The sequence below is a fragment of the Piscinibacter sp. XHJ-5 genome (assembly GCF_029855045.1).
Taxonomy (GTDB): Bacteria; Pseudomonadota; Gammaproteobacteria; order Burkholderiales; family Burkholderiaceae_C; genus Albitalea.
Genome location: NZ_CP123228.1, coordinates 1,454,643 through 1,466,623 on the forward strand (window position 1 = coordinate 1,454,643; position 11,981 = coordinate 1,466,623).

10 protein-coding genes are annotated in these 11,981 nt (G+C 70.6%); 2 read left to right on the forward strand and 8 right to left on the reverse strand.

Annotated elements, in window-relative coordinates:
• Positions 1-3: 3 nt before the first annotated feature.
• Together P7V53_RS06945 and P7V53_RS06950 are read right to left on the reverse strand one after the other, a co-directional pair.
• Positions 4-2,700, reverse strand: a complete 2,697-nt coding sequence (locus tag P7V53_RS06945; RefSeq protein ID WP_280154753.1) for a CoA-binding protein — start codon at positions 2,698-2,700, stop codon at positions 4-6.
• A 10-nt stretch (positions 2,701-2,710) separates the two neighbouring features.
• On the reverse strand, positions 2,711-3,997 hold the full coding sequence (locus P7V53_RS06950) for an ATP citrate lyase citrate-binding domain-containing protein (RefSeq protein WP_280154754.1): 1,287 nt from the start codon (positions 3,995-3,997) through the stop codon (positions 2,711-2,713).
• Between the two features lie 168 nt (positions 3,998-4,165).
• On the opposite strand from P7V53_RS06950, the gene P7V53_RS06955 reads away from it, so the two are divergent.
• Positions 4,166-5,596, forward strand: coding sequence for an amidohydrolase family protein (locus P7V53_RS06955; RefSeq protein ID WP_280154755.1), 1,431 nt, complete (start codon positions 4,166-4,168; stop codon positions 5,594-5,596).
• Between the two features lie 33 nt (positions 5,597-5,629).
• On the opposite strand, the gene P7V53_RS06960 is transcribed toward P7V53_RS06955, so the two are convergent.
• From P7V53_RS06960 to P7V53_RS06980, 5 genes are read right to left on the reverse strand one after another with little or no spacing between them, the layout of a single operon-like run.
• Positions 5,630-6,493, reverse strand: coding sequence for a hypothetical protein (locus P7V53_RS06960; RefSeq protein ID WP_280154756.1), 864 nt, complete (start codon positions 6,491-6,493; stop codon positions 5,630-5,632).
• A 24-nt stretch (positions 6,494-6,517) separates the two neighbouring features.
• The gene (locus P7V53_RS06965) at positions 6,518-7,306 is read right to left on the reverse strand and encodes an SDR family oxidoreductase (RefSeq protein ID WP_280154757.1); all 789 of its coding nucleotides are present in this window, start codon (positions 7,304-7,306) and stop codon (positions 6,518-6,520) included.
• Positions 7,307-7,320: 14 nt separating this feature from the next.
• Positions 7,321-7,806 (reverse strand): DUF456 domain-containing protein, encoded by a 486-nt coding sequence (locus P7V53_RS06970; RefSeq protein ID WP_280154758.1) that lies wholly within the window; start codon positions 7,804-7,806, stop codon positions 7,321-7,323.
• Positions 7,803-8,777, reverse strand: coding sequence for a glycerophosphodiester phosphodiesterase (locus P7V53_RS06975; protein ID WP_280154759.1), 975 nt, complete (start codon positions 8,775-8,777; stop codon positions 7,803-7,805). The genes P7V53_RS06970 and P7V53_RS06975 overlap by 4 nt, the downstream gene beginning before the upstream one ends.
• 51 nt (positions 8,778-8,828) lie before the next feature.
• Positions 8,829-10,718, reverse strand: coding sequence for an RNB domain-containing ribonuclease (locus tag P7V53_RS06980; protein WP_280154760.1), 1,890 nt, complete (start codon positions 10,716-10,718; stop codon positions 8,829-8,831).
• 98 nt (positions 10,719-10,816) lie between these two features.
• On the opposite strand from P7V53_RS06980, the gene P7V53_RS06985 reads away from it, so the two are divergent.
• Positions 10,817-11,161 carry a DUF2845 domain-containing protein gene (locus P7V53_RS06985; RefSeq protein WP_280154761.1) on the forward strand — a complete coding sequence of 115 codons (345 nt, stop codon included), beginning with the start codon at positions 10,817-10,819 and terminating at the stop codon, positions 11,159-11,161.
• Here P7V53_RS06985 and xdhC read toward each other — a convergent pair.
• Positions 11,136-11,978, reverse strand: a complete 843-nt coding sequence (gene xdhC, locus P7V53_RS06990) for a xanthine dehydrogenase accessory protein XdhC (protein WP_280154762.1) — start codon at positions 11,976-11,978, stop codon at positions 11,136-11,138. The genes P7V53_RS06985 and xdhC overlap by 26 nt on opposite strands.
• Positions 11,979-11,981: the final 3 nt, after the last annotated feature.

Genomic DNA, 11,981 nt, shown 5'->3' on the forward strand with positions numbered 1-11,981 from the left:
CGCTCACGCCACGAACCGGCACTGCGACGCCACCGTCCGCGTGTCCATGTTGCGACCTCGATTCAGGTGATCGTCGATCTCCGCCGCGCAGCCCAGCATGCGCGGGTACAGGAAGATCGTGAAGGCTGCGGTCTCCAGGTCGCGCTCGCCGATCTCCCCGCGCTGCAGCGGCTGCCACAAGAGCTTGAGCAGCAGCGCCGCGATGACCGCATCGACGTTCACGCAGTACACGTTGCGCGACACGCCGGCGTCGAACAGCGCCTGCACCAGCTCCCGGTAGAAGGCGTGGAAGACGTTGGTTTCGCCGCGTCGCTCGAACAGCTCGGCGATGAACACTTCGCGAGGGTCGTGGTTCACCGGCTTGTCCTTGAACACCGGATGGTTCACGCCCGGCAGCTTGGCGATGTCGAGGCTGCCGACATGCTTCTGCCGGCTCTTGTAGGCCGCGTACTGATCCACCGCGCGCGCCGCCAGCGCCTTCAGGTCGAGTCCGTGCGCGCGTGAAGCCGGATCGGCCAGGCCGCTGTCGCGGAACTGCTCCATCAGGAAGGCGATGCCCTCGTAGCCGTTGCCGCCGTGGGTGTAGCCGGTGTGCGTGAGAAAGCCCATCAGCGCCTTGTTGAGCTGAACGCGCTCCGGCGACTCGGGACCGTCGGCCGAGACGGCGCCCTTGGCGCCTTGCGCCGAGATGGCGCCCGGGCCGTTGGTGAGCAGCAGGCCGATCAAGGTCTGGAACGCGAACAGGTCGTTGACCGTCGGCACGCGGCCGAACAGCGCCGCGTAGCCGATCTCGGTGAGGCTCAGCTCGGTGAGCATCGCCTGCGTGGTGAAGCCGCAGAAGCGATCCGCCTCGTGTCGCGACGCATCGGCCGAAGCGCCGATCAGCGTGCCGAAGAGCTGCATCCACCACGGCAGGCTCTCGGCCGTCAGGCGCGAGATGCGCTTGCGCATCAGGGGTCCCCAGGCCATCGAGGTGGTGATGGCCGCGAGCACCGCGTCGGCCGTGGGATTTCCCAGCGCGGCGAGCCAGCGAACGAACACCGATCGGATCCCGCGCGCCTTCAGTCCCGCCAGCATGGCCTCGGCGCGCGGATCGCTTTGGGCGGCTGTCAGCGACTCGGCGCCGTCGCGATCGACACGGGCCAGGTCGAAGCCTTCGTCGAACGCATCGGCCAGACCTGCGGCGGCGAAGCGCTCGATCATCAGCCGGGCCGCGCGCCGCGCGGCCTCCTGGCGCTTGGGGCCGACGATGGAGGCCGCGGCGGCGAGCACCGCGTTCGGCGCATTGCCGGCTTCCCGGCTGGCCTGCGCCGCGGCGAGCTCGGGCATGCCACGCAGGTTGACGAAGGCGGCGACGGCCACGTTGATGAGCTGGCGGTCGATCTCGCCGCCGGCCTCGTGCAGCAGCGCCAGCCCGACGTTCGCCTCCAGCGGGTACTGCGCCGCCTGCAGCATGGACACGCCGTGCAGGCTGCTCACCTGCGTGGTGGGATCCATCTGCGATGCGCCGGACGCATCCTTGAGCGCCTGGCGCGGCACCGTGCAGCCGATCTGCCGGTTCAGCAGCGCGATCTGCTCGTTGTACGGCGCGACGGCGGCGACCACGGGCAGCGCCAGCTCGGGGGGCAGCGCAAGCCCTTGGTCGGACCCGAACCACGGCTTCAGCGCGAGGCTGCCTTCCGGCTCGAAGTCGGGCATCGTCGCGTTGGCGCGCATCACGGCAGTGAGCGCCGCCGGGATGTGCGCGATGTTGGTCACCACGGCGCCGCGCGACGAGAACACCGGCTGGTCGGGCGTGAAGATGCCGTCCACGCCGAACTTGTCCATGAACCAGCGTTCTTTGGCCAGCGCATCGTCGCTGCCTCCGGCCATCGCGCCGGCGTGGCCGACGGCGCGCGTGAGCTTGCTCTTCCAGCGGCCGACCACGCAGGCCACGACCGGCTTGGTGAAGTGCGCATCGAGCTCGTAGTAGCCGCCCGGCTCGCAGTACAGCACCGCCGCCTTGCTGCGCGCGTCGTTGGCCAGCGCAAAGGCGAACTCCGGCGCCGCGTAGTGGATGTAGACATCCTTGCCGCTGGAGATCACGGTGGTCGTGCCCCAGCCGGCCATGCGCAGGTACTGCGCGATGGTGGTGGAGAAGCCGCCCGAGTTGGAGAAGATGGCGATCGAGCCGCGGCGCAGGGTGTCGCCCGGGTTGTCGCCGCCCAGCGCGCCGCCGATGCGCACCTGGTTCCAGGAGTCGGCCACGCCGAGGCCGTTGGCGCCGAAGATGTCGACGCGGTTCGCCTGTCCCATGGCGCGGATCTCGCGCGCGTCGTGCACCGCGATCTTCTCGGTGATGATGAAGACCTTGCGCAGATCGGAATTGACGCGGATCAGCTCGGCCACGCCGTCGCGCGCCGCCGCCGGCGGCAGGTACACCACGCCGCAGTTGAAGCGGTGTCCCGCCTCCAGGCCTTCCTTGACGCTGTTGTAGACCGGCACGTTGCCGATGGGCGTGGGCAGCGTCTGGCCGCCCTTGCCGGGCGCGGTGCCGAACACCACGTTGCCGCCGGAGTAGGCATGGCTCACCGGCGTGACATCGCTCGATTCGCCGCCCAGGATGTTGAGCACGCAGACGCGGTCCTCACGCGAGGCGATCTGCGTCAGCGAGCTGATGCCGACGTGGTACTTGAAGTCGCCGACGGATTGTCTTGGCATGGTGGTCTCCTCAGGCGGCTGCCGGTGTGGAAATGCCCAGTCGCGCAGCGACCTGCTGCCGACCGCCGGACTTCATCCACGCGTCGGCCTTCTTCGCGTACTGGATGACCTCGCTCATGTCGGAGTCGAAGCCGAAGAGGCGGTACGGCAGCCCCAGCGCGTCGCAGGTGTCGCGCAGCGCGCCCATGCCGCGCACGAGGTTCGGGCCGCCGCGGCCCAGCACGACGTACAGCGGCGTGGGGCCGTAGCGGCTGAAGTGCTCGCGCAGCGCGTCGGCCATCGCGCGCAGCGTTTCATGGATGTCGGTGTTGTTCGACTTGCCGCCGATGATGAACAGCACGTTCGACTGCTTCAGCCAGTGCTTGAAGCAGATGCGCGCGACCTCCTTCATCTTCTCGTACGGCGGGTTGCCGCCGAAGTCGGACGAGATGATCGCGTCGTCGCCGAGCATCTCGGTGACCAGCGAATTGGCGCCGCCGCCGAAGGTCGGCGCGAGCACGGTGCCGCGCTCGTTGATGACGTAGACGTCGCTCTGGCCCTGGTGCGTGCGCAGCGTGTTGATCTCCTGCTCGAAGTCGGAGTAGTCGGCGGCGAACAGGTGCGGCGGCAGCCCGAGGCGGGCCCAGCGCGGGTCATCGCGGTCGAAGCCGCACTTGAAGTCGCAGGCGACCGGCGTGAGCCGGCCCTTCGCGTCCTCGCGCATGCGGATCGGGTTGAGCTCCAGCGTCGTCATGCCGAAGTCGTGGAACAGCTCCCACAGCTTCGGCAGCTGCTGCACCAGCGGCGAGATGATTTCCTTGGGCGCCCCGATCTCGGTGAGCGCGTTGGCCACGACGAAAGCCTTCAGCCCGGTGAGCGGGTCGAACGGCACCATCGCCACCTGCTTCCTGTCGACCTCCTCGATGTCCATGCCGCCCACGTGCGTCAAGGTCATCGTCGGGGCGCGGAAATGCGTCGAGTCGGTGATCGAGAAATACACCTCGTGGCGCGCCGGCACGCCGGCCTCGAAGGTGACGCCATTGGCCTTGGCGCGCACGTGGCCCACGCGGTGCTCGGCGAAGTAAAGCCGCTCCTTCTCGGCCAGCGCGGTCTTCAGGTCGCCGGCGCGGCCGAGCAGCCCGGCCTTGCCCTTCTTGCCGATGCCGCCCTTGAAGACCGGCTTGATGAAGACCTGCTTGTGACGGTCGATCAGCGACTTGATCTCTTCCTCGCTGGCCGCCGGGCCGAGCACCTCGGTGGCGGGAAAGCCGACGAACTGAAGCAGGCGCGCGCCGTGAAGCATGCCGGTGATTTGCATGGCGTTGTCTCCTCTGGTGCAGCGATGCTCGGCAACGGGGCTGTCGATCTGCTTTCAACGGGGGCAGGGGAAACCATCGAAGTTGCGGCTTGACTTTGCAACCGGCCGGTTCTATGGGAGTTGTTTGGGGGTTGCGCTTCGCCCCCCACGAACCACGGTGACCGCCGCATGACCCCACGCCTGCCCATCAAGCTCGACACCACCTCGAACGGCGAATTCGCCCCGGTGCCGCTGGCCGCCCCCGCATTGCACGCTCGCGAGCTGGCCCGCGACGCCATCGAGGACGCCGCCAGGCGCATCGGCCTGGACCGCCGCCGCTACCTCATCGGCGCCCTCGGCGCGGCCGCCACGCTGGGCGCCTTCAACCGCGCGTTCGCGGCCGCCGGCAAGACAGGCGGCCGCTATGCGCTGGCGCCCGAGGCGCCGTTCGAGCTCGCCGCCGCGCAGGCGGCGGTGGGCGGCGACGAGTTCATCTTCGACGTGCAGCTCCACCACGTGAACCCGAAGGGCGCGTGGCGGCAGAAGGCGGGGCCGGAGGCGTTCAAGGGCATGCCCAACAGCCGCTGCGGCCAGCAGGATCACATCGAGTGCTTCTCCAGCGGCGCCTTGCTGAAGGACGTGTTCCTCGACAGCGACACCGCGATGGGCGTGCTGTCGCACGTTCCGGGCGGCCTGGACACCAACCCGCTCGACTTCGAGGCCGCGGGGGCCACGCGCGAAGCGGCGAATGCGCTCGACGGCACCGAGCGGCTGCTGCTGCACGGCCGCTGCATGCCGACGCTGCCCGGCGAGCTCGAGGGCATGGAGGCGCAGGCGGCGCGCTACAAGCTGTCGGCCTTCAAGACCTACACGCAATTCGGTCCACGTGACGGTGCCGCCGGCTTCTTCCTCGACGACGATCGCCACGGCACGCCCTTCATCGAGCGCGCGCGCAAGCTGGGCGTGCGCAACATCGCCGTCCACAAGGGCCTGGCCTTCGGCGCGCGCGGCTACGAGTACTCCAGCGCGCGCGACATCGGTCCGGCGGCCCGGCGCCATCCGGACATGAACTTCCTCATCTACCACTCGGGCTTCGACACGGCGGTGAAGGAAGGCCCCTACGACGCCAGGGCGCAGGCGGGTGCCGACGTGCTGGTGCGCTCCATGCTCGAGGCGGGCAGCCCCCGCAACGTCTATGCCGAGCTCGGCAGCACCTGGCGCTTCGTGATGCGCGATCCCGACCAGGCGGCGCACCTGCTCGGCAAGCTGCTGAAGACCTTCGGCGAGGATCACGTGCTGTGGGGCACCGACTCCATCTGGTACGGCAGCCCGCAAGACCAGATCCAGGCCTTTCGCGCCTTCGAGATCAGCCGCGAGTTCCAGGAGAAGTACGGCTACCCGGCGCTCACGCCGGCGATCAAGCGCAAGGTGTTCGGGCTCAACGCGGCGAGGGTGTACGGGCTGGCGCCGCAGGACATGCGCAAGAAGCTGGCCAAGGATGGCGTGCAGAAGAAGAAGGCCGAATACATGAACGATCCGCGGCCCTCGTTCGCCACCTACGGGCCGCGGGATCGGGCGGAGTTCCTCGCATTTCGGCGCTGGCAGGGGGAGATGCCCTAGTGGCCGTTACAGGCCACTAGCAGGCTCCCGGGATCAGTCGGGCGCGAAAGCTCCCCACCGCGTGCGGGCCGCCGCGAGCTCCACGTCCGGCATGTGCTCGGCCACCAGGTCGAGCACCTCGCGCTCCAGCGCATGCAGGGCGCCGAAGGCCTCGCGGTGCGGCGCCGACAGCAGCGTGTCGATGCGCCCGGCGAGCTGCGGCGGGGCGATCTCGAGCCTTGACGCGAGCCGCTGCATGCGCTTGACCTGGAAGCGCGTGAAGTAGCGGCGGTTCAAGCCGCTGAGGATCAGCAGGTGGCGATAGCACGCATCCACCTGGATCTCGCGGCACCACAGCCCCGCGTCGCGGTGCAGCAGCTGCGAGACGCCCCGCCATGAGACCGGCCCGATGAGCCCGTGAACGACCATGGCGCGGCCAAGCTTCGGCGGAAATTCGGCGAGGCGTCGCTGCAGTGCCGCGAGCCGATCGGCGCCGGCCAGCGGCATCGACTTGAGGATGCCTTCGGCGAGCTTGTGGTTGGGCGTGTCGGGGTTGTGCCGGACCAGCACCTCGTCCAGGTCGGCGATCAATCCGGCTTCGCTGTTGTAGCCGATCTGCACCTCCACGCCGTCGACGCGGAACGAGACCACCAGGCCCTCGGTCACGTTGCCCGCGCTCCAGAACCAGTCGCCGCCGGCGCGCCTGCACGCGTCGCGCAGGACCGCCTCGTCCGGCAGCTTCGCGAAGACCACGCTCATGTCGACATCGGAGCGGGCATCGGCAATGTTGTCGACGGTGGAGCCCGAGACGCACGACATCAGCGAGGCATCGTCGATGCCGAGGTGCGCGTCGGCGACGCGCTGGGCGATGGCGAGGAGCCGGCGGGCGGGGGCGTCAAGGTCGGGGTCGGCGGGCATGGTGTGTCTCCAACTCAGGCCGCCCTAGACCACCATCGGCGTGGCGGCGCCATCCAGCGACACGACTGCCCCGCTCACGTACCCGGCCCGCGGCGACGCGAGGAAGACCACCACGTCGGCGATGTCGCGCGGCTCGGCGATGCGTCCCATCGGCGTCGTGCGCAGCCGCTGCTGGAGCACCTCCTCGACCGGCCGGCCGGCCAGCCGCGCCTCGGCCGCCAGCCCTTCCTGCATGCGCTCGGTCGCCGTCATGCCCGGGTTCACGACGTTGACCCGCACGCCCTGGGCCGCATATGCATTCGCCAGGCCGCTGCTCGCCAGCATCAGCGCCGCGTTGGCGGAGCCGCCCGGCAGGTGCACCGGCGACGCGAGCTTGCCGCCCATGCCGACGATGTTGACGATGGCGCCGGCGCGCCGCCCTGCCATGCCCGGCAGCACCGCGTCGATCGCGTGGATGTAGGTGAAGAACTTCGCCTGCATCGCGGCATGCCAATGCGCCGCGGTGAGCTCGGACGCCGGGGTGCGCTTTGCAGCCCCTGCCGAGTTGACGAGGACGTCGATCGGCCCCAGCTGCTGCTCGACCTCGCGCACCATGCGCGCCGCCTGCGTCGGGTCGGCGAGGTCGGCCTCGACGGTCACCGCGGCGATGCCGTCCGATTTCAATGCGGCGGTGGCCGCGGCGAGGTTGGCCGGATCGCGCGACGCGATCGCCAGGCGCGCGCCTTCGCCAGCGAAGGCGCGCGCGCAGGCCAGTCCGATGCCCTTGCTGCCGCCGGTGACCAGCACGACGGCATTCGCGAGTTCAAGGTCCATGTGCTTGCTCCTCGTCAGAACAGCAGGGCGACGACGAAGACGCCGATCATCACGAACGCAATGCCGACCTTGGCCGCCATGCCGATCAGGATGCCCAGCCAGGTGGCCACGCCCACCTTCATCGCACGCTGCTCGTCGCGCCGCGCCAGGTACTCGCCGGCCGCCGCACCCACCAGCGGCATGAAGAGCACGCCGACGAAGCCCATGAACAGGCCGACGACGGTGCCGACGGCCGCGCCGATCAGCGCCTGGTTGCTCGCGCCGGCCTTCTTCGCGCCCATCAGGCCCGAGACGTAGTCGAGCACCCAGGCGATGACGGCGAGCGCGGCCAGCACGCCGACCGTCAGGCCGCTCACGCGCGTGAAGCCATCGATCCAGGCGCCCAGCACCATGCCGGCGAGGATCAGCGCAGTGCCGGGCAGCACCGGCAGCACGGTGCCGGCCACGCCGGCCAGGATCAGCGCGGCGCTGAGCAACCAGAGCAGCGTGTCGCTCGTCATGGGGCCACCGGCGTCGCGGCCGGCAGCGGCAGGCCCCGGCGCTTCATCTCTTCGCGAACCAGGTCGGGCCGGTCGCTGACGATGCCGTCGACGCCGAGATCGAGCATGCGCGCGATCTGGCGCGGCTCGTTGACTGTCCAGGCCAGCACCTGCAGTCCGAGCGTGTGGGCTTCGCCGACCTTGGCGGCGTCGAGGTCGCCGAAGAACGAGGACCAGATGCGCCCGCCGGCGGCCTTGACCATCCTGGGCACCGAGCCGTGCTGGTTGAACTGCACGCCGGCCGTCCATGCCGAGCCCTCGGGCCTGCCCGCGGCCACGTTGTCCAGCCACTGCTGCTGCGCGGTGAGGTACACGGTCGGGATCTCGGGCGCGATCTTCTGCACCACGGCCAGCGTGCGCCAGTCGAAGGAGAGGATGGTCGAGCGCGAGGCCATGCCCGCGTCCCGGATGGCGGCGACCACGGCGCGGGCGAAAGGCTCGGGCGCCAGCGTCTCGTCGGGCGCGGTCGGTGTGAGCTTGGTCTCGATGGCGAAGCGCACCTGCTCGTTGCCCGACTTGCGGACCAGCGCGAAGAGTTCCGACAGCCGCGGGATGCGCGAGCCGTCGATGGGCTTCTGCTCGGGATAGCGGCCGGCGTAGTTGGTTCCGGGCTTGAGCCGGCCCACGTCATAGCGCGACAGCTCGTCGAAGGCGATCTGGCGAATGACCGGCCCGCGCGCGGCCAGGAACTGGCCGTCGGGGCCGCGCGTGATGTCGGGATTGAGGGCGGGGTCGTGGGAGATCACCAGCACGTCGTCACGCGTGACCGCGATGTCGAGCTCGAGCGTCGTCACGCCGACGGCCAGCGCCCGCGCGAAGCCCGCCAGCGTGTTCTCGGGCGCGAGGCCGCGCGCGCCGCGGTGTCCTTGCAGGTCCAGCGCCGCTGCCAGCGGCGCGATGAGGGCGAGGCAGACAGCGATGATCCAGTGCATGGGGAGTCTCGGCGGCGGGGCGGGGGAATGGATCGTAGCGGGCATTCGGCTCTACCCCGACTCTCTCCCGCGAGCGGGAGAGGGGGGCGCCATCGTCGCCCGCAGCTCGCACTGCGGCCCTTCGTCGATCAGGGCGATCAGCCTCAGCTGCAGCTCGCTGCCGGGCTCGAGCAGGCGGTCTTCCCGGCACCAGGCGTCCTGCGTCCGGTCCCAGGTCCAGCCCTGCGGCTCCAGCACGTCGGCGTCGACGCGCGCCAGCACCTCCCAGCCGGCGAGCGCTGCCTTGAGGCCGCGCGCGTTGCTCGAGACCAGCTGCGCGCGGTGTTCATGCTCGCCGCGGCGCCAGACCAGGCGCCGCTTCAGCCTTTCCCATGGGTAGCGGCTCGCCTGCCGGGCGGCGCGGGCGCGCGCCGACAGATGTTCCGACAGCGCCGCGTCCGCTTCGATGGCCTCGCCCAGCAGCAGCCGGTGCACGACCAGGTCGGCGTAGCGCCGGATCGGGCTGGTGAAGTGCGTGTAGGCGCGAAAGCCGAGCGAGAAGTGCGTGCTGTGCGCGTCGTCGTAGATGGCCGGCGTCATCGCCTGGCGGATGCGGAACTCCACCTGCGGGCGGATCGCCGCGCCCATGCCCACGCCGGCCAGCAGCGCGCGCAGGTCGGACAAGGTGGGCAGCGCCGGCGCCGCAATGCCGCGTGCCACCAGCCAGCGGCGTGTCTGCTCCCAGCGTTGGGTGTCCAGGCCCTCCTGGTGGCGGAACAGCAGGCCCGCGCCGAGCAGCGTGAGGTGGGCGGCCGCGGCGCGGTTGGCGGCCAGCATCGCTTCCTCGACCAGCTCGTTGGAGCGTGCCGGGCTGACCCACTCGATGTCGTAGGCGCCGTCGTCGCGGATCACCAGGCGCGGCTCGGCGCTGCGGTACTCCAGCAGACCGCGCTGCGCGCGTGCGGCCTGCTGCGTCTCGAACCAGGCCCACAGGTCGCGCATCATGGGCTGCACCGCCGCCGGGACATCGCCTGCGGCGACCTGCCCGTAGGTGAGGCGCGCCGCCGAGCGGATCAGCGCGCGGGCGAACGAATAGCCCGTCGGCTGGCCGGCGGGCGAGTAGCGCAGCGAGCACACCAGCGCATGGCGCAGGGCGCCGGGGTTCAGCGAGCACAGGCCGTTGGACAGCTCGGGCGGCAGCATCGGCAGGCTGCGGTCGGGCAGGTAGACGCTGGTGCCGCGCGCACGGGCCTGCGCGTCCAGCGGCGTGCCGGGCGCGACGTAGCGCGAGACGTCGGCGATCGCGACGTGCAGCGTGCGCTGGGCGCCGTCGTCGACCAGGCACACGGCGTCGTCGAAGTCGCGCGTGCTCTCGCCGTCGATGGTGACGAAAGGCAGCTGCGTGAGGTCCTCCAGGCCGACCTCGCGGGCCTGCGCCAGCGAAGGTTCGGCACAGGCGCGCGCCTGCTGCAGGGCGTCGTCGCCGAAGGCTTCGGGCAGGCGCCACTTCGCGATGGCGTAGCGCACGTCGAAATCGCGGTCGTTGCGCGGTCCGAGATTGGCAACCAAGCTTGCCGGCACCATCGGCTGGCCGACGCCCGCGCCTTCGGCGATGCGCAGCTGCACCACCTCGTCGGGCAACACCGTCGCGGTCGGGCTCACGACGACGGGCGCGTGCAGCGGATCGTCCGCCCGCAGGCGATGGCCGCCCTCGGCCGGTTCCAGCTGCCCCAGCCAGAAGGTCTCGGGTCGTCGCAGCACCTCCTGCACCACCGCGCTCGGCGGCTGCTGCCCGCGTCCGGGGATCAGGCCGAAGCGCACGCGGTCGCCGGGCACCAGCGACCGCATCTGCGGCGGCGAGACGAAGTAGGACTCGCCGCCGTCCTGCTCGACGAAGCCGAAGCCGCGCGGGTGGGCGCTGACGACGCCTTCCATGAGGTTGTCGGGGGGAAGCAGGGTCATGGTGATGTCCAGGCCGCGGCAAGGCGCGTGCCGGCGCCCGGATGTCCGGGAACGTTTGCGCTCATCGCCAACCTACACTGGAAGCAAAGGAGCCGAGCATGAACCGCTTCAGCCGCGTTTGCCTTGTCGCCCTCCTGACCGCCATCGGCCTGCCGGCCGCCGCCGAAAGCCTGCAATGCAACGGGCAGAGCGCCACGGAAGGCGACTCGAAGGTGTCGGTCCTCTACAAGTGCGGCCAGCCGCTGCTCGCCGACCGCTACTGCGCGCCGGTGTACTACGTCCCCACGCTGCAGCCGGTGCCGGAGCCGATCGCCGGCATCGTCGTGCCGTGCCAGCCCATCGAGGAATGGCTGTACGAGCGCGGGCCCGGCAACATGGTCGCCACGGTGCGGTTCCGCTCGGGGGTGGTGCAGTCGATCAGCTACGGCCGCTCGCCGAGGTGACGCGCTGCGGCGCGACCTGCAGCAGCTGCGCCACGGCGGCCACCGCGATCACGGCCGGCTCCTTGCCCTCGATGCCCTCGATGCCGATGGGGCAGGTCATGCGCGCGATGGCCTCGCTCGAGATCCCGCGTTGCTCGAATCGATGGATGAAGCGCTGGCGCTTCGTCTCCGAGCCGATGAGCCCGCAGAACGCGAAGTCGCCGCGCCGCAGCACGGCTTCGGTGATGCGCAGGTCGAGGTCGTGCTGGTGCGTGAGCACGAGGAAGTACGCGCCGGGCGGCGCATGCCGCACTTCGTCCTCCACCGCATCCACGCACAGCCTGCGGATGTGCGCGGGCCAGGGCTGGCCCGGGACCACGGTGTCGGGGAACTCGTCTTCGCGCTCGTCGATCCAGTCGACCTCCACGTCGAGCGTGGCCAGCAGCGCCGCGATCGCGCGGCCGACGTGCCCGGCGCCGTACAGCTGCAGATGGAAACGCGGCGGCACGGCCGGCCAGCGTGCCAGCGCCGCCGCATCCAGCGGCTCGTAGCGCAGGTCCACCGCCCCGCCGCAGCACTGGCCGAGCGAAGGGCCCAGCGCGTAGTGCTCGCCGCGGGGCGCGAGCTCGCGGGTGCGAAGCATCTCGCGCGCCGTCTGGATCGCCTTCAGCTCCAGGTGGCCGCCGCCTATCGTGCCCAGCGTCTCGCTCGCGCCGACCAGCATGCGCGTGCCGCGCTCGCGAGGCGCCGAGCCCAGCGCCTCGCTGACCTCGACGACGACGGCCGGCGCGCCGGCGGCGAGCCAGCGTTGCGCGGCGGCGCGGGTGTCTCGCTCCATCGC